Below are 16,774 nucleotides of genomic sequence, written 5' to 3'. Positions count from 1 at the left end.
GGCTAGACCAGCCGTCGCGCCGTCGCCCATCGCGTCAGCTCGTGCCGGTTCGACAGCTGGAGCTTGCGCAGTACGGCCGAGACATGGGACTCGACCGTCTTGACGGAGATGAACAGCTGCTTGGCGATCTCCTTGTACGCATAGCCGCGGGCGATGAGGCGCAGCACCTCGCGCTCGCGCTGGGTGAGGCGGTCGAGGTCCTCGTCGACGGGCGGGGCGTCGGTCGAGGCGAACGCGTCGAGGACGAATCCGGCGAGGCGGGGGGAGAAGACCGCGTCGCCGTCCTGGACGCGGAAGATCGAGTCCACGAGGTCCGTGCCGGTGATCGTCTTGGTGACGTACCCGCGGGCGCCGCCGCGGATCACCCCGATGACGTCCTCCGCGGCGTCCGACACGGACAGCGCGAGGAAGCGCACCGGCCGCTCGGCGTCGCCCATCAACGGGGCGCAGCGGCGCAGCACTTCGACACCGCCGCCGCCCGGCAGATGGACGTCGAGCAGGACGACCTCGGGCCGGGTGGCCGTGATGACCGTGACCGCCTGGTCGACGTCGGCGGCCTCGCCGACCACCTCGACGCCGGTCCGCTCCGTCTCCCCGATCTCGGCCTGGACGCCCGTACGGAACATCCGGTGGTCGTCGACGAGCACGACCCGCACGCGACGCCCGTCCCCGGCACCGGCCGGCTCGGTCGTGCCCGCGGCCTCTGCGGATGCGGCGACCGAAGGGGTCTCCTCAGCAGAACTGCCGGACTCCACAGGCCCGTTCGCGTCGCTCATGACGTCTTCTCCGCCCTCTCCATCTCCAGCTCGACCTCCGTGCCGCCGTCCGGCACCGCGCGCAGTCGCGCCGTGCCGCCGTTGCGCTCCATGCGGCCGATGATCGATTCTCTAACGCCCATGCGGTCGGCGGGTATCGCGTCGAGGTCGAAGCCGGGGCCGCGGTCACGGACGGACACGAAGACCGTCCTGCCCTCGACTTCGGCGAAGACCTGTACGGCGCCGCCCTCGCCACCGTACTTGGCCGCGTTCACCATCGCTTCCCGCGCGGCCTGCATCTGTGCGGTCAGGCCCTCGTCGAGCGGGCAGTCGCCGACGACGACTACCTCGATGGGGACGCCGTGTTTGTCCTCGACCTCCGCGGCATGGCGGCGGACCGCCTCGGCGAGGGTGTCGGGCTCGTCGGCCTCGTCCTTCCCCGTCCCCTCCGGCTTGTAGAGCCAGGCGCGCAGGTCGCGCTCCTGGGCGCGGGCCAGCCGTCGTACCTCATTGCCGTTGTCAGCGTTGCGCTGGATCAGGGTCAGGGTGTGCAGCACGGAGTCGTGGACATGGGCGGCGACCTCGGCCCGCTCCTGCGCGCGGATGCGCATCAGGCGCTCCTCGGAGAGGTCCTGGGTCATACGCACGAGATAGGGGCCGGCGAGCAGCGCTATGCCGACCAGGACCGCGAGGGCGGCCTGGAGGACCGAGCCGAGGTGGGCGGCCGAGCCCTGGAGGACGAATATTCCGGTGACTCCGGCCGTGACCAGCAGAACGCCCGCCGCGGAACGCAGCAGCGTGAGCGTACGGCGGCGGCGGCCGACCTCCACCCAGCGGGCCCGCCGCGCGTTGTCCGCCTGGCGCCAGACCAGGGCGACGCCCGCGCCGACGAGGACCGTCGGCCACAGATACGCCTTGGCTCCCCCGCCGAGATTCACATTGCCGACGAAGACCAGGGCCACGACGACCATGAGCAGCAGCGCGACGATCTGGCCCTTGTCCGGCTTGCGGGCCACGAGTCTGCGGCGGCCGTCGGGGGCCGTCTCGGTCGTGAAGGCGGGCGTACGACCGGAGTCGACGCCGCCTACGCCGAGCGGCACGAAGAACCAGAACGCGGCGTAGAGCAGCGCTCCCAGCCCGTCCGCCATGAACAGGCCGACGAAGACGAGCCGCACCCAGATCACGGGCAGCCCGAGATGCCCGGCGAGCCCTCGCGCCACGCCTCCGAGCCAGCGTCCGTCGCTGCTGCGGTAGAGCTTGCGCGGGGGCCGCGGGTCGTCCAGGGGCAGGGCAGCGGCTTCCGGCATGCCATCGATGTTCACATGCCCGGCGGGCCGGGGCATCAGGGGCGACCCCCGAGACGCCCCTGATCTTCAAAGACCCGGCAAGGCCCGGCGAGGGATCCTTGTTGCCGGGCCGGAAGCCGGTGCCCGAACGGTTCCCTCCGCCTCCGAACGGTCCCCTCCCCCTCCGTCCGCTTCCCTCCCCCTCCGCTTCCCTCAGCTTCCCTCCGCTTCCGTCCGCTTCCGTCAGGGCCGATATCAGGGTTCGGCCAGGGTCATCCCGACTGCCATCGCGCTTCCCCGCCCGTCACCATGGACGCATGACAGATCAGCAGCACGCGGCAGCGGAGCCGGACCCCGGCCCCGGCCCGGGCGCCCCGCCACCGGGCGCCGGGCCGCGGGACGCCGTGCCGCCCGCCGCGGGCCCCGCCGGAGGTGAGGAGCCGCGCGCGCACGAGGAACCGGGCACAGCCGAGGAACCGGTCACCGCCGAGGAACCGGTCACGGCCGAGGCCCTGCGCAAGCTGCGGCGGGACCCGCGGCAGAAGATGCTGGGCGGAGTGTGCGCCGGGCTCGGCCGGCAGTGCGACATGGACCCGGTGATCTTCCGGATCGTGCTCGCGGTGCTCGCCGCGACCGGCGGCATCGGCCTCATCTTCTACGGCTTCGCCTGGCTGTTCGTCCCGTCCGACGACGAGGAGGAGAACGAGGTACGCAAGCTGCTCACCGGCCGCGTCGACGGCCAGGCGCTGACGGCCGTGCTCTTCGCCCTGGTCGGCTGCGGAGTGTTCCTCTCCATGCTCAACAACGGCGGAGTGCTGACCTTCGCCGTCGTCCTCTCCCTCCTCCTGGCAGGCGCCGGGTACTGGTCGAAGCACCGCGGCGCCCCCGACCCGGACCCTTCCCCGAGCGCTCGGCCGCGCTCGGGCAGGGGAAGCCCCATAGCCGCCCAGGCCGTCGCCGACGCCCCGCCCGAGGCACAGGCACCGCCCGTGCCCGACTCCTACCCCTCCTGGTGGCGCGACCCGATCGTCAAGGACGGGTCGCACGTGGGCGGCACCGGCTATCTGTGGGGCCCGAAGGATGCCCGGGACCGTGATGTCGCCGCCGCGGTCAACATCGCGCGCGTCACGTCCCGCCCGGACGTCCGTACGGCGCGGGTGCCGAAGCCGCGCGGCCCCCGCTGGATCGGCGGCTGGGTGTTCCTGTTCGCGCTCCTCGCGGGCGGCCTCGGTACCGGCCTGACCTGGCACGACCACGCGCTCGGCACCAGTCTGCAGACGGGCCTGGCCTGCGCGCTGATCGTGTTCGGCCTGGGCATAGCGATCAGCTCCTTCGCCGGACGCACGGGCGCGGGATCCATCTTCCTGGCCGTGATCACGGCGGGCCTGCTGGCCGCTTCCACCGCCCTGCCGAAGGACATCAGCACCCACTGGGTCCGCACGGACTGGACACCCGCCGCCGTGGCCGACGTCAAGAAGAGCTACGACCTCGGCACGGGCGTCGGCACCCTGGACCTCACCCACCTCGACCTCGCCAAGGGCCGGACGCTGACGACCAGTGCCGAAGTGGGCGTGGGCCGGCTCAAGGTGGTCATCCCCAAGGACGCGACCGTGCGACTGAACGTGGACGTGGGCGTCGGAGACATCCAGCTGCCCGGCGACGGCAAGAAGGACGTGGACGTGGCACCGGGCAAGAGCAAGCAGGTGACGCTGTCGCCCCCGACCGACGGTCGGCACGGCGGCACGCTGGACCTCGATCTGCATGTCGGCGTCGGACAGGCGGAGGTGACCCGTGCTACGTCATGAGTTCCAGCCGGGAAAGCTGGTGGCGGGTGTCTTCCTCACCGTCGCGGGCGTCGTCTACGCCGGTGACGCGGCCGGTGCCTGGGAGACCCCGTGGTTCGTGGTGATCCCCGTCGTCACGGGCGGCCTCTGCCTGGCCGGGGCGGTGGCGTTGCTGACCCACGCCCTGCGCGGACGCCGACCCGAGCCCCGGCCGCCCGAGGTGAACGTCTAGGGCCTGATCCGCCGGACCGGTCCTAGCGGTAGCCCCCGGTGCGTTGCCTGCGCCGGGCGCGCAGGGCCGCGTCCAAGGAGAGGACCGAGGCACCGGCGAGGACGAGAGGTAGCCAAGCCATCAGATAGGCGAGGTCGTTGCCGTAGTAGTACGGGCTGGAGGTCCAGCTCACCGTCAGCCACAGGCTGAGGGAGATCAGCGCACCGCCCAGCGCGGCGAGGCGGGCCAGCAGGCCGAGCAAGGTGCCGATGCCGACGGCCAGCTCGCCGAGGGCGATCGCGTAGCCGAAGCCGACGGGGTTCTTCAGGGCCAGGTCGACCAGGGCCGGGATCGCCGAGGAGTCGCGCACCGAGCGCATCAGGTCGCCGATCGAGCCCGAGCCGGAGTCGTGCATGAAGGTGCTGCTGGTGAGTTTGTCCAGGCCGGCGTAGATGAAGGTGACGCCGAGGAAGACGCGCAGGGGCAACAGGGCGTAACGGGTGGCGGAGTCCCGCCAGTTCCGCCTCTCGTCGAGATAAGGGGGGTGGGTGTCCGTCCGCATACCGTGAGTCATCGTTCTCCGCCGCCTTTCGCCCGCGTGCCGTTGACCCCTCAAACAGACCATACGTACGACGGTTGGCCCCCGCTCAATCCTCGGGAGGCCCGTTTTCCTGGCTTCGGCCTAGCGGGCGCCTCTTTGCCACCACCCCCGCGCCCGTGCCACCCCAGGCTTCTTTCGCCCCCTCCGCCCCTACCCGTCCCTTGTTCCTGGGGGCTGCCGCCCCCAGACCCCCGCATCGGCCTGAACGGCCTCGTCCTCAAACGCCGGACGGGCTGTGGATACCCACCGGCCGACAGAGACCGTCAGTCCGTCAGTCCGTCAGTCCGTCACATCGATCACGCAGCGGTTGGTTTCCACGCCTGCCGCCGTGACCACCTGCACCTCCACCCGGCCGGGCTCCACATCCACCGGCACCGGCACGGTGAGCACCGCGTCCGTGGGATTGCTGAACCCCCCGGCCACCGGCACCAACGGCACATGCACATGGACCGCCCCGATCCGGACCACCATCCGCGACAGCCGGTCGGCCGTCGTGGCGCCGGGCGGCACGAACCCGGCGCCGCGGATCTCGATGTCGTCGCCGGTACGGATCGGAGCGTCCAGGTCGCCCGCCTCGCGGGAGCGGACGACGGAGAGGATCACGGGACGACCGCCCTCGGCGTACTTCCCGGCGAGGTAGGTGGCTGCCGAGACCAGCACCAGCAGCGCCAGCCCCCAGGGCAGGTCCGGCAGTTGAGAGGGGTGCCGGGCGAGCCGTACCACCGCGAAGGCGAGAGCGGCCGCGCCGATCACGACGTACTGGATGTCCGCGAAGCTGCCCCGCCCGGAGTCGTCGGTCAGGAGGTCGGCGGCGCGCGGCCGGTCCGCGCGGACCTTCTGGAGTCGCTGCCCCACCACCCGCAGCCCCACCACCCGCCGCACCAGCACCGCGATCCCGCACACCACGGCGACGACGGTCACCACACCCGCGCCCCGGGCGAGTTCGAGACCGGAGATCAGTTCGTCGCGCGAGCTGTGCGCGGAGGCCGCCGCGAGTTGTCCGACCAGTACGAGCACCGCGTACACCACGAGGAGCACCCACCCGGCGGCCACGGCACGGGAGGTGGAGAGACGGTTGTCCTCACCGATGACGGGGGCGAGGGCGCCGCCGCGAGACCGGTGCAGCCAGGCCGCGCCGGTCAGCAGTCCGGCCAAAACCACCGCGGCGAGCAGCCCGGACGTCCGCGCGGCCGTCCACCCCGCACCGATCGCGGTGAGCGCCTGCGTCAGCAGGAGCACCCCCACGGCTCCCCACACCGCACAGGCCGTACGCAGCCACAGCCGCCCCAGCCACGCCTCGCCGTCGACCCGCCCGCGCTCGGCGACGGCATCGGCGGACTGGGTCAGTTCGTCGGAGACCCACTGCCGGGACGCGGACGCGGAGTGCGCGACGGCGGCCGGCAGCCCCTGCCCGGACGCCAACTCGTCGCGCTTGGCGAGGAATGCGGCGACGGCCCGCCGGTGCCCTTCGCGTGCCCCGTGCGGACAGTCCCCACAGGTGCAGCCGCCCTCGTGCGCACCCCGCCCGGACCCCGGCCCCGACCCGGCTCCCGGGCCGCGCCCGGACCCGGGCTCCGCACCGTGTCTCGCCTCCTGCACCGCCACGCCCGCTGCCGCCTTCCCCGCGCCAAGTACTCCCGTTCGGCCGGCCGCCCGTACGTCTTCCACGCCTTCGTACGCCTCCGTGCGCTTCCACACGACTGCGTACGACTCCGCAGGACCCCGCACGTCTGACCGCCGTACAACTGCCTTGCCGTACAACTGCCTTACTACTGCCTCGCGATGACAGCGCATTGTGCCGTACGGAACACCGCCCGCATCCGGCAGGTCTGGTCAGCGCGGGTGGAGCACCGGACCCCGTGTTGACCGGGCTGCGAGAATTTCCCTATGGCCGAGATCATCCAGCGCGACGGGACCTGGGCCTTCGACGGCAACACGGTCAGGATCACGCCGGGACTCCACCGCTCCGTGCCGCTGTTCCGGCAGACGTACGGAGAGATCGCCGTTCCCCTGGAGGCGGTATCAGGCATCGTCTACGAACCCGAACGCAAGCGCGGCCGGCTGCGTCTCAGGCTCCGCGAGGGCGCCGACCCCCTGCTCCAGGCGACCGGCGGCCGGCTGCCCGAGGCGGCGGATCCCTACAGACTCACCGTCGACATCGACCGATCCGGGGTCGCCGAGTACGTCGCCGAGGAGATCCGCCGCGCGCTGCTCCTGGACCAGATCCCCAAGGAACCGGCGAAGACCTATCTCCTCTCCGGGCCGCCCGTCCCGGTGTCGGTCCGCTCCAGCGACGGCACGGTCTCCTTCGACGGCGCTCAGGTGCGGATCGACTGGGCGGACACCTCCGACCGGGTCAAGCGGGCGACGGGACCGCGGATCATCGGCGTGAGCGACCTCGTCCAGGTCGAATGGCTGCCCAACTCCGGTTACGAGGACGGCTTTCTGCGTTTCGTGACACGCGAGACGGTGTTCTCCAAACTGCCGCCCGAGAAGGACCCGTACGCCCTCGATCTGTGGGGCAGCGCCCGCCGCGACCTGCTCACGGCGCTCGTCGCCGCCGCGGTGACCGCGCGCCTGCCGCACCCGTCCACCCGCACCCCTGCGGACCGCCCTCAACTCGCTGCCGTACCACCGCAGTCCGACCATCACGACGTACTCCTGCGCCGTCTGCGGGAGCTGGGCGAGCTGCATCGCGACGGCGTGCTGACGGACGAGGAGTTCGCGACGACGAAGGCGGCCGTACTCCGGGGTTTCTAGCGGCCGCACTCCGGGGCTTCCGGCGGCCGTACTCCGGGGCTTCTAACTGAGGAGATCGGGTTCGCTGCGGCTGATGTCCTGCCACAGCGGCTGGTAGTTGATCCATGCCACCAGGTCGCCACCGAGCTGCTCCCGGGTGGCGACCGCCTGCTTGTGGTCGATGAGGATCGGCCGGCCGGCGGCCTTCGCGGTGAGCTGGACCTGGCTGGAGCGCTCCATCGACAGGAACCACCAGGCCGCCGCGTCCACCGAGTCGCCCACTGTCAGCAGTCCGTGGTTGCGCAGCACGAGCGCCTTGCGGGTGTCGAGCGCGGCGGCGATCCGGCGGCCCTCCTCGGCGTCGACGGCGACACCGCTGTACGCGTCGTACAGGGCGTGGTCCTCGTAGAAGGCGCAGCTCTCCTGGGTGATCGGGTCGAGCAGATCGCCGAGCGCGGACAGGGCACGGCCGTGCACGGAGTGGCAGTGGGCCACGGCGACGACGTCGGGGCGGGCGGCGTGGACCTGGGCGTGCACGGTGAACGCCGCCTGGTTCACGTGGTAGCTGCCCTCGATCACCTGCCCGTCCTGGTTGGCCATGACCAGGTCGCTCACGGTGACGTGCTTGAACGGCATCCCGAAGGGGTTCACCCAGAAGCAGTCGCTGTACTCGGGGTCGCGCGCCGTGATGTGCCCGGAGACGCCGTCCTCGAAGCCGAGCCGTCCGAACAGCCGCAGCGCCCCGGCCAGCCGCTCCTTGCGGTGCCGCCGCTCGTCCTCCGGCGTCTCGTGCATCGGCGGCATGGCGAACCGCAGCCGGTCGGTGGGCAGGGGCAGCGGCGGGGTGGGCCCGTGCATGTGTCCTCCAGCACTGGCGGGTTCGGTACGGAGCGGAAGTTACCCGCGGTCAGCGCAGGAGAACAGAGGAGTTCGGTGAAGAGATGAGCACAACCGTGGCCCGGGGCCGCTGGTCTGCCTGGATGGAGGCTTGCCCGACACCCGGTGAAACCCAGGAGGCGCGTATGAACCGCGCAGAGCGGCGGTTGCTCGCCCTGCTCCGGCAGCTCGCGGAGCGGGACTTCGTCGTCCTCAGCGATCTCGGCGGCTCCCCGCGTCGGCTCGCCGTACTGACGTACGTCGCCGAGCAGCATGGTTTCCGATACGCGGAGGCGCACCGGGTGGGCCGGGCGCTCCAGGTCCAGCTGGTACGCGCCGAGCGGGCGGACCCGCGGCCGCCGGAGTCCGTCTCGGTCCCGGGGCTGCGGCCCGGCACGCTGAGACCGGGTCCGGAGGCGGCGGCGACGGTCCGCAGGCTGAGGGACCGGATCGAGCTGGAGGTGATGGCCGAGGATCCGAGCATGCGGTCCCGAGCGGTGATCATGACCGTCTGCTCCCTCTTCATGGGTCTGTGTCTTCTCCTCTCGGGCTGGCAGACGGCGCTCGCCGGCTTCGCCGGCGCGGAGGCGTTCTTCCTGGGCTTCCTCTATCTGGAGGTCGTCCGCCGCCGGAAACTCGCGCGCCGTGTCCACGCGGCCGCCTGACCTTCGGTGACCGCGGTCCGGGAAACCGGACAGAAGATGGTCCAGGAAACCAGACAAAAGATGTCGGGTATCCGCGTCACACTCCCCGTATGACGTCGAACTGGGCAGCCCTCACCACCGCCGAACCCGACCTGGCCAAGACGGTCGAGGACCGCTTCGGAAGTTTCACGCACCACGTCCTCGCGACCCTCCGCAAGGACGGTTCGCCTCGCACCACCGGCATCGAGGTGCGCTTTCTGCACGGCGAACTGTGGCTCGGCATGATGCCGGACTCGCTCAAGGCCCTCGACCTGCGCCGCGACCCGCGCTTCGCGCTCCAGGCGAATCCGGGGGCGGGGACCGGCATGGGGGGCGGGGACGTCCGGATCAGCGGCCGGGCGATCGAGGTCGGCGACGACGAGAGGGCGGCGAAGGCCACGTACGTGAAAGAGGTGGAACCGCCGCAGCCGTTCCACCTCTTCCGCACCGAGCTGACGGAGGTCGTACGGACCTACGTCGAGGACGACACGTATCTGGTCGTCGAGATCTGGCGGCCCGGAGAGCCGGTGCGGACTCTCAAGCGGACATGACCTGCGAGAACGGGAGGGTCACTCCCACTCGATGGTGCCCGGCGGCTTCGACGTCACGTCGAGGACGACCCGGTTGACGTCGGCGACCTCGTTCGTGATGCGGGTCGAGATCTTCGCGAGGACGTCGTACGGCAGACGCGACCAGTCGGCCGTCATGGCGTCCTCGGAGGAGACCGGACGCAGCACGATCGGGTGGCCGTACGTCCGGCCGTCGCCCTGGACGCCCACGCTGCGGACGTCCGCGAGCAGGACCACCGGGCACTGCCAGATGTCGCGGTCGAGGCCGGCGGCCGTCAGCTCCTCGCGGGCGATGGCGTCCGCCTCGCGGAGCAGGTCGAGCCGCTCCTTGGTGACCTCGCCGACGATACGGATACCGAGACCGGGGCCGGGGAACGGCTGGCGCTGGACGATCTCGTCCGGCAGGCCGAGCTCCTGGCCGACCATCCGGACCTCGTCCTTGAACAGCTTGCGCAGCGGCTCGACGAGCTGGAACTCGATGTCCTCGGGGAGGCCGCCCACGTTGTGGTGGGACTTGATGTTGGCCGTGCCGGTGCCGCCGCCGGACTCGACCACGTCCGGGTAGAGCGTGCCCTGCACCAGGAAGGCGACGTCCTCGCCCGTGGCGGCCTCGGCGATGATCTCGGCCTGGGCCTGCTCGAAGACCCGGATGAACTCCCGGCCGATGATCTTCCGCTTCTCCTCGGGGTCCGAGACACCCTTGAGCGCGTCGAGGAACCGCTCCTGCGCGTCGACGACCTTCAGCTGCACGCCGGTGGCCGCGACGAAGTCCTTCTCGACCTGCTCCGTCTCGCCCTTGCGCATCAGACCGTGGTCGACGTACACGCAGGTCAGCTGGGAGCCGATGGCCTTCTGGACGAGGGCGGCGGCGACGGCGGAGTCCACGCCCCCGGACAGACCGCAGATGGCGCGCTTGGTGCCGACCTGCTCGCGGATCAGGGCGACCTGCTCGTCGATGACGTTGCCGGTGGTCCAGGAGGGGGTGAGGCCCGCGCCGCGGTACAGGAAGTGCTCCAGCACCTGCTGGCCGTGCGTGGAGTGCATGACCTCCGGGTGGTACTGGACGCCGTACAGCTTCTTCTCGTCGTTCTCGAAGGCGGCGACCGGGACGACGTCCGTGGACGCGGTGACGGTGAAGCCCTCGGGGGCGGCGGAGCAGGCGTCGCCGTGCGACATCCACACCGGCTGCTCGTCCGGGGTGCCTTCGAAGAGGGTGGAGCCGGACTTCGAGACGTGCAGCGGCGTACGGCCGTACTCGCGGGCGCCGGTGTTGTCGACCGTGCCGCCGAGGGTCGTGGCCATCAGCTGGAAGCCGTAGCACATGCCGAAGACGGGGACGCCGGACTCGAAGATCTGGCGGTCGAGGCGGGGGGCGCCCTCCGCGTACACCGACGAGGGGCCGCCGGAGAGGATGATCGCCGCCGGGTTCTTGGCGAGCATCTCCGCGACCGGCATGGTGCTCGGCACGATCTCGCTGTAGACCCGGGCCTCGCGGACACGACGGGCGATGAGCTGGGCGTACTGCGCACCGAAGTCGACGACCAGGACGGTGTCGGGGGCGGCGGGGGACGCTTCTGGCACGGTTTGCCTTCCGGCGGTGAGCAAGGGGTGTGTGTGCTGCCGATTCTACCGGGGGCTGGAGCGGGGGTGCCTACGCCCGTTTTTTCGCCCCCTCCGCCCCTGCCCGTCCCGTACCTGGGGCCGCGCCCCAGCCCCCCGGGTTGCCTTTTGGCTGCGGGTGGGTGAGGGCTTGTCGCGCAGTTCCCCGCGCCCCTTACGGGGCGCAGCCCCGCATCTCAATATCCGAACCCGCTTGGACCCCGTCCGCCCCCACGGGCATACTGCTTCCATGCTCATGCACCAGACCTTCGCGTTTACCTATGGCACCCGGCCCGCCGGCTGCCATGGTCGTGCTGCTTGAGCAACTGACAAGCGACTTCCCAGGCGCCCCGGGCCGACAAGGCCCGGGGCGCCTGTCGTTTCCGGACCGTGTCGCTCCGGGGTACCCCTTCCACCGAGGAGCCCCACCATGGCCGACGTACTGGACAAGACCGGCGCCCGCACCGACGAGGCCGCCGACGTGATCACCGGTGCCCGTGAACGCATCGACGCCCTCGACGACCGGATCATCGGTCTCGTCCAGGAACGGATGGCGGTGTCGGCGGTGATCCAGGAGGCCCGGGTCTCCTCCGGTGGCCGCCGGGTGAACCTCTCGCGCGAGATGGAGATCCTCGGCCACTTCCGGGACGCGCTGGGCAAGCCGGGCACCGCGCTGGCGATGACACTGCTGGAGCTGTGCCGGGGCCGTATCTGAGCCCCGTAGCCGGCGTACGGACGTACGCACGTACGCATCCGCTCTCACCCGTACGGCGCGTGACCGGCGCGCGGCGGCCTTCGTTGGTCCCGGTGTCCGTGTCAGCCAGGGGCGGGCCCGAAAGAACCACGCGTGGCTCCGCTGGAGCGATGAGACGTACGCCTCGTGCTGTGCGTCGTGGGACCTCGCTCCAGGGTTGTGACCGGACGGCAGGGGACAGCAGCCCGGTCACTCAAGAGAACGGCCGGCTCCGGGGACGCCCGGGGCCGACCGGCGGAATCCGTTCGAGGCGGTCACGACGGTTGCGGAGGCCGTCGCCCGTCGAGCACGATGCGAGAACAGCCCACCAAGCGGGAACGGCCCCACGTCCCGTCGCAGACAACCCCCGTACGTGTCCCGCCCAGCAGACAACCGCATCCGTCTCCGTACGACCTGACCGCCAATGGTCGACACCATGTGCGCGCCCCCAGCGCACCGGGGCGCACGACCGGCGGTCACCCCCGACCAGCGGCGCAACCCCCCGGCGCCGCTCCCCAGGCACCGGCGCTGCCCTGACGTCGGTGCTGACCGAGAAGGGCCCCGCGGCTCCGCCCCGCGGGGCCCTTCGCCATGCCCGTCACCGGGCGGAATCAGGTGCGGGACGCCGTCCCGCAGGTGTCGGTGGCGGAGTGCCCTATGTCGCGGCTGCGGTCGTACGGGTCGGTGGTCGGGCCGGTCGGCGGCGCGCCCGTGGGGGCGTCGGAGGGGAACTGCGGGTGCAGGAAGCCGTCGTAGACGTCGCAGGCCGAATTGCCGAACTCCTCGTCGTACCGCACGATCCACAACTTGCCCGGCGTGGCCCGGTACCTGCCCGGGTCGACGACCCGCACGTCGAGGACGCGGCGCACGATCGTGCGGGTCACCTCGGTCGAGGTGTGGTCGGCGGGGGTGAGCGGATAGACGAAGGTGTAGTCGGCGTGGATGACGGCGGACGCGTTCTTGCCCGGCTCGAAGGTCATCCGGCCGCGGGTCTTGACCACGTCCCCGACCACATGGGCCTCGTCGGGGTCGAACCGGCTGAAGAGCGACAGCGGATCGTGTTTTCTGCCCGGTTCACGCAGCCGGCTCTTCAGGTCGTCGAGCATCCCGGGCTGCTTCGGGTCGAGGGTGGCGAGCGCGGCCTCGGGGCTTTTGCCGCCCAGGGTCGCCGGGTCGAGGTTCGCGTCGACGAGGAGGGTCTTGGTCTGCCGCAGCGCGTCGGCCACCTGGGCCCGCGTCAGTGAGCCGACCGCCGTGGCCTCCGGGACGGCTATGCCGGCCGCGCCGTCCGCCCAGCGTTCGGCCGGCGATCCGGCGAACGGCCTGTCCAGGGTGGGTGTGGCGGCCGCGGCGGAGGACGGGGGCGCGGTCGGCTGCGCGGTTTCGGCGGGCAGCGGGGAGGCGGCCGCGGGGCCGCCGGACGACGTGCCGAAGGGATCGCCGGGTAGGAGCGAGGGCTTCATCGCCACGACCGCCACGGCTGTCGCGAGCGGGACGCCGATGATCGCCCAGAGGCGACGGCGCCGGGCCGCGCGGCCGTCGATTTCGCGCCACTCGGGGCCCGCCCTCCAGCCCTCCGGCTGGGCGTTCCGCCGGGCACCCCGCCCTTCGCCCTGCCGAGCGCCGCGCGCGTCCTGTTGCCGCAGCCGCTCCGTCACCATGCGCGCCCGTGCGGACGGCTCTTTCGGAGCCGAGGTGCGGATGTCGCGCTCGCTGTCGCGGGCGAACTGTTCCCACACGTCGTCAGGGACGGAAGGTTCCCCGGTCTCCCCCGTTTCCCCGGTTTCCCCGGGGTGCTTGTCAGACACGAGGGTCATTTCTAGGCGGATCGAAAGACCGTGCACAAGGCGCACCCAGGTGTGACTCAGCACACATAAAAATTATGTGAGGGAACGGACAACCCTTCTCAGGTTTCACCGGTCACACCTGCAGAACCAACGGCCACACCCGCGCCCCACACGCGGAGGCCTCACCCATTCGAAGCGCCGCGACGTCGCGGCGCGACCGGACTTTCCGAGGTCTTCATGAAGCTTCGTCGTGCCATGGCCGTTGCGGCCGCAACGGCCGTCATAGCCCCGCTGGCGCTGCTGTCGGCGCCGGTCGCGTTCGCGACGGACGAGAGCCCCACGCCGACCGCGACCGCGCCCGCCACCGAGACTCCGGGCGAGTCGACGTCCCCGACGCCGACCCAGACGGAGACCACTCCCGCGCCCGACACCTCTCCGACCGCGACCGAGAGCGCGACCACGACGCCTCCGGCTTCGGGCACTCCGACCCCCAGCGACACCGCGACCAGCCCGGCGCCGAGCACCTCCGCGCCCGAGGAGTCTCCGTCGCCGGACCCGGAGCCGTCCGAGTGCCAGGACTCCAAGGTCGACGTGTCGATCACGGGCCTGCCCGGCAAGATCGCGGCCGGCAGCGGCTGGCACAAGTTCTCCCTGAACGTGCTGAACAACTCCGACTCCACCCTCACCGAGCTGGGCTTCTTCGCCGGCGCGTCCTCCGACAAGGCCGGTGACAACCTCTTCCAGAGCAAGAAGGTCCAGCTCCAGGCCTACAACCCGGACGACAAGGTCTGGGAGGACGTCGACTCCGGGGGGTACGCGGTCGGCTTCGTCGGCTACACCGACGAGCTCAAGCCCGACTACGAGGTCGACATCCCGCTCCGTATCAACGTGAAGTCCAGCGCCCCGGTCGGCGCCGGCTTCTCCCTCGGCGCCAGCATCTACGGCGACGCCGACGGCGAGTGCACGGGCTTCGGCGAGGTGGCGTACAAGTTCCAGATCGTCGCCGCCGGCACGGACACCGACGGCACCAAGCCGCAGGAAGGCGGCAAGGTTCCGGTCTCGGACAAGCCGGCCGACAAGAGCAACACGCCCCAGGTCGACGGCAGCCTCGCGGAGACCGGCTCCAGCTCCGCCCTGCCGATCATCGGTCTCGTCGGCGGCCTCGCCGTCGTCGCCGGTGCCGGTGCGGTGTTCGTGGTGCGCCGCCGCAAGTCGGGTGACGTGACCGCGTAAGCGGCTCACCAGTCAACCGAAGAAGGACCTGCGCTCGGAGGGGGGCGCAGGTCCTTCTTCGTCCGTACCGCGATGGGGTACGGGACTACGGCTTCGGCGGCACCGTCGGCATCCCCAGGAACGGCAGCTTCAGCGCGCCGAACGCGTCCGCGGGGACGGCGGGGTGGCGCGGCTCGACCGGCTTGAGACGTTCGTACGCCGCGCCCGGCGCCGGGCGCGGATCGGCCTCGCCCTTGTTGGGCCAGTACGACATCGCCCGCTCGGCCTGGGCGGTGATGGTCAGCGACGGGTTGACGCCGAGGTTCGCGGAGACCGCGGCGCCGTCGACGACCGAGATCCCGGGGTGCCCGTACAGCCGGTGGTACGGGTCGATGACGCCCTCCTCGGCGGTGGCGCCGATCGGGCAGCCGCCCAGGAAGTGCGCGGTCAGCGGCGTCCCCATCAGCTCGCCCACGTTGCTGCCCGCGAAGCCGTTGATCTCGGCGGCGATCGCGGAGGCGCCCTCCGAAGCCGCCCTGATCTGCTTGGGGTTGGGTGAGCCATGCCCCTGACGTGCCGTCAACAGACCCTTGCCCGCGCCGTTCGGCTTCAGATAGGTCGTCAGGGAGTTGTCGAGCGACTGCATGACCAGCCCGATGATGGTCCGCTCGGACCAGCGGCGGTTGGAGAGCGAGCGGGCCACGAGAAGCGGGTGCCGCACCGCGTTGGCGAGCCACCCGAGCACCCTGGACGAGCCCTCCGCGTACGGCACTTGGAGGATGGAGAGGCCGCCCATCGAGTTGGATCCCCTGCCGTAGCGGACCGGCTCGATATGGGTGTTCTCGTCGGGATGGATCGAGGACGTGATGGCGACACCGCGGGTGAAGTCGACCCTGGGCTCGCCGGTGACCTTGCGGTAGCGCCGGTTGTCGGTCTGCGCGCCCACCAGCGCTTCGGAGTTGGTGCGGGTCAGCTCGCCCAGCTTCTTCGAGAGGTAGGGCAGTTGGCGGCCCTCCTTCATGCGGTGCAGCAGGGTCTGCGTGCCGTAGGTACCGGCCGCGAGGACGACCCGGCGCGCCTTGAAGGTCCGCCCCTTGCCCTTGCGCTTCTGGTCGGTGGGGAGGGTGGCGACGGCGTATCCGCCCTGCGAGTCGTCGGTGACGGACACGACGGTCGTCATGGGATGGACCACGGCGCCCGCCTTCTCGGCGAGGTGGAGGTAGTTCTCGTTGAGGGTGTTCTTCGCGCCGTGCCGGCAGCCGGTCATGCACTCGCCGCACTCGGTGCAGGCCTTGCGGGCGGGCCCGACACCGCCGAAGTAGGGGTCGTCGACCTGCTGCCCGGGCGCGGCCTTCGCTCCGCCGTCGGCGTCCTCCCCGTCCCCGAAGAAGACGCCCACCGGTGCCATGTGGAACGTGTCGCCGACGCCCATCCGCTCGGCGGCCGCCTTGAGATGCACGTCCGACGGCGTCATGGTCGGGTTGAGCCGCACGCCCAGCATGCGCCGGGCCTGGTCGTAGTACGGCTTCAACTCCCCTTCCCAGTCGGTGATGTCCTTCCACTGCGGGTCCTCGAAGAAGGGCTTCGGGGGTACGTAGAGGGTGTTGGCGTAGTTGAGGGAACCGCCGCCGACGCCGGCGCCCGCCAGCACCATCACGTTGCCCAGCAGATGGATGCGCTGGATGCCGTACATGCCGAGCTTCGGGGCCCAGAGGTAGTTCTTGATGTCCCAGGAGTTCTTGGGCAGCGTGTCGGGGGTGAAGCGACGGCCGGCCTCCAGCACCCCCACGCGATAGCCCTTTTCGGTGAGCCGGAGGGCGGTCACCGATCCGCCGAAGCCGGAGCCGACGACGATGACGTCGTAGTCGTACGTGGAGTCGCCGGGCTCCGGGGTGCCGTCCGTGTCCTGATTCTGGACAGAGTTCTCCTGTGACACGTG

15 protein-coding genes are annotated in these 16,774 nt (G+C 71.1%); 7 read left to right on the top strand and 8 right to left on the bottom strand.

The window, feature by feature from the left end; all coding sequences use genetic code 11:
* Positions 1-2: 2 nt before the first annotated feature.
* A complete protein-coding gene (locus ACFVXA_RS04265) occupies positions 3-776 on the bottom strand; it encodes a response regulator transcription factor (RefSeq protein WP_362021844.1) in 774 nt (257 codons plus the stop codon).
* Entirely contained in the window at positions 773-2,062 is a 1,290-nt protein-coding gene (locus ACFVXA_RS04260) for a PspC domain-containing protein (RefSeq protein ID WP_362021847.1), read from the bottom strand. The genes ACFVXA_RS04265 and ACFVXA_RS04260 overlap by 4 nt, the downstream gene beginning before the upstream one ends.
* Before the next feature lie 296 nt (positions 2,063-2,358).
* On the opposite strand from ACFVXA_RS04260, the gene ACFVXA_RS04255 reads away from it, so the two are divergent.
* Together ACFVXA_RS04255 and ACFVXA_RS04250 are read left to right on the top strand one after the other, a co-directional pair.
* On the top strand, positions 2,359-3,846 hold the full coding sequence (locus ACFVXA_RS04255; protein WP_390023751.1) for a PspC domain-containing protein: 1,488 nt from the start codon (positions 2,359-2,361) through the stop codon (positions 3,844-3,846).
* Positions 3,833-4,057: a hypothetical protein gene (locus ACFVXA_RS04250; protein WP_362021853.1), complete on the top strand. Its 225-nt coding sequence runs from the start codon at positions 3,833-3,835 to the stop codon at positions 4,055-4,057. The genes ACFVXA_RS04255 and ACFVXA_RS04250 overlap by 14 nt, the downstream gene beginning before the upstream one ends.
* A 22-nt stretch (positions 4,058-4,079) precedes the next feature.
* On the opposite strand, the gene ACFVXA_RS04245 is transcribed toward ACFVXA_RS04250, so the two are convergent.
* Positions 4,080-4,610 (bottom strand): DoxX family membrane protein, encoded by a 531-nt coding sequence (locus ACFVXA_RS04245; protein WP_362021855.1) that lies wholly within the window; start codon positions 4,608-4,610, stop codon positions 4,080-4,082.
* A gap of 306 nt (positions 4,611-4,916) precedes the next feature.
* The gene (locus tag ACFVXA_RS04240) at positions 4,917-6,242 is read right to left on the bottom strand and encodes a hypothetical protein (RefSeq protein ID WP_383735870.1); all 1,326 of its coding nucleotides are present in this window, start codon (positions 6,240-6,242) and stop codon (positions 4,917-4,919) included.
* A 282-nt stretch (positions 6,243-6,524) separates the two neighbouring features.
* Between ACFVXA_RS04240 and ACFVXA_RS04235 the strand changes: the two genes are divergently transcribed.
* A complete protein-coding gene (locus ACFVXA_RS04235; protein WP_390023749.1) occupies positions 6,525-7,397 on the top strand; it encodes a DUF4429 domain-containing protein in 873 nt (290 codons plus the stop codon).
* Positions 7,398-7,439: 42 nt separating this feature from the next.
* On the opposite strand, the gene ACFVXA_RS04230 is transcribed toward ACFVXA_RS04235, so the two are convergent.
* Complete coding sequence (locus tag ACFVXA_RS04230) at positions 7,440-8,234, bottom strand: class II aldolase/adducin family protein (RefSeq protein WP_362021862.1); 795 nt, start codon at positions 8,232-8,234, stop codon at positions 7,440-7,442.
* 164 nt (positions 8,235-8,398) lie between these two features.
* Between ACFVXA_RS04230 and ACFVXA_RS04225 the strand changes: the two genes are divergently transcribed.
* Together ACFVXA_RS04225 and ACFVXA_RS04220 are read left to right on the top strand one after the other, a co-directional pair.
* A complete protein-coding gene (locus ACFVXA_RS04225; RefSeq protein WP_383735874.1) occupies positions 8,399-8,917 on the top strand; it encodes a hypothetical protein in 519 nt (172 codons plus the stop codon).
* Between the two features lie 89 nt (positions 8,918-9,006).
* Positions 9,007-9,486 carry a pyridoxamine 5'-phosphate oxidase family protein gene (locus tag ACFVXA_RS04220; RefSeq protein ID WP_383735877.1) on the top strand — a complete coding sequence of 160 codons (480 nt, stop codon included), beginning with the start codon at positions 9,007-9,009 and terminating at the stop codon, positions 9,484-9,486.
* A gap of 18 nt (positions 9,487-9,504) precedes the next feature.
* Here ACFVXA_RS04220 and guaA read toward each other — a convergent pair whose 3' ends face one another.
* Entirely contained in the window at positions 9,505-11,085 is a 1,581-nt protein-coding gene (guaA, locus tag ACFVXA_RS04215) for a glutamine-hydrolyzing GMP synthase (protein ID WP_383735880.1), read from the bottom strand.
* A 448-nt stretch (positions 11,086-11,533) separates the two neighbouring features.
* Between guaA and ACFVXA_RS04210 the strand changes: the two genes are divergently transcribed.
* On the top strand, positions 11,534-11,818 hold the full coding sequence (locus ACFVXA_RS04210) for a chorismate mutase (protein WP_362021873.1): 285 nt from the start codon (positions 11,534-11,536) through the stop codon (positions 11,816-11,818).
* Positions 11,819-12,447: 629 nt separating this feature from the next.
* Here ACFVXA_RS04210 and ACFVXA_RS04205 read toward each other — a convergent pair.
* Positions 12,448-13,653, bottom strand: a complete 1,206-nt coding sequence (locus tag ACFVXA_RS04205; protein ID WP_390023746.1) for a hypothetical protein — start codon at positions 13,651-13,653, stop codon at positions 12,448-12,450.
* Between the two features lie 207 nt (positions 13,654-13,860).
* On the opposite strand from ACFVXA_RS04205, the gene ACFVXA_RS04200 reads away from it, so the two are divergent.
* Positions 13,861-14,856 (top strand): LAETG motif-containing sortase-dependent surface protein, encoded by a 996-nt coding sequence (locus tag ACFVXA_RS04200; RefSeq protein ID WP_384399221.1) that lies wholly within the window; start codon positions 13,861-13,863, stop codon positions 14,854-14,856.
* Between the two features lie 85 nt (positions 14,857-14,941).
* Here the strand turns inward: ACFVXA_RS04200 and ACFVXA_RS04195 are convergent, their stop codons facing one another.
* A complete protein-coding gene (locus tag ACFVXA_RS04195; protein ID WP_383735888.1) occupies positions 14,942-16,771 on the bottom strand; it encodes a GMC family oxidoreductase N-terminal domain-containing protein in 1,830 nt (609 codons plus the stop codon).
* Between the last annotated feature and the right edge of the window lie 3 nt (positions 16,772-16,774).

The sequence above is a fragment of the Streptomyces sp. NPDC058246 genome (assembly GCF_042881985.1).
Classification (GTDB): Bacteria; Actinomycetota; Actinomycetes; order Streptomycetales; family Streptomycetaceae; genus Streptomyces.
The sequence above is the reverse complement of the archived record's forward strand: the minus strand, read 5'-3'. Positions and strand labels throughout refer to the sequence as shown.

Excerpts from the sequence above, each read along its gene's own strand:
- ACFVXA_RS04265 (WP_362021844.1), bottom strand. The coding sequence starts at position 776 with ATGAGCGACGCGAACGGGCCTGTGGAGTCCGGCAGTTCTGCTGAGGAG.
- ACFVXA_RS04260 (WP_362021847.1), bottom strand. The coding sequence starts at position 2,062 with ATGCCGGAAGCCGCTGCCCTGCCCCTGGACGACCCGCGGCCCCCGCGC.
- ACFVXA_RS04255 (WP_390023751.1), top strand. The coding sequence starts at position 2,359 with ATGACAGATCAGCAGCACGCGGCAGCGGAGCCGGACCCCGGCCCCGGC.
- ACFVXA_RS04245 (WP_362021855.1), bottom strand. The coding sequence starts at position 4,610 with ATGACTCACGGTATGCGGACGGACACCCACCCCCCTTATCTCGACGAG.
- ACFVXA_RS04235 (WP_390023749.1), top strand. The coding sequence starts at position 6,525 with ATGGCCGAGATCATCCAGCGCGACGGGACCTGGGCCTTCGACGGCAAC.
- ACFVXA_RS04230 (WP_362021862.1), bottom strand. The coding sequence starts at position 8,234 with ATGCACGGGCCCACCCCGCCGCTGCCCCTGCCCACCGACCGGCTGCGG.
- ACFVXA_RS04225 (WP_383735874.1), top strand. The coding sequence starts at position 8,399 with ATGAACCGCGCAGAGCGGCGGTTGCTCGCCCTGCTCCGGCAGCTCGCG.
- ACFVXA_RS04220 (WP_383735877.1), top strand. The coding sequence starts at position 9,007 with ATGACGTCGAACTGGGCAGCCCTCACCACCGCCGAACCCGACCTGGCC.
- ACFVXA_RS04210 (WP_362021873.1), top strand. The coding sequence starts at position 11,534 with ATGGCCGACGTACTGGACAAGACCGGCGCCCGCACCGACGAGGCCGCC.
- ACFVXA_RS04205 (WP_390023746.1), bottom strand. The coding sequence starts at position 13,653 with ATGACCCTCGTGTCTGACAAGCACCCCGGGGAAACCGGGGAAACGGGG.
- ACFVXA_RS04200 (WP_384399221.1), top strand. The coding sequence starts at position 13,861 with ATGAAGCTTCGTCGTGCCATGGCCGTTGCGGCCGCAACGGCCGTCATA.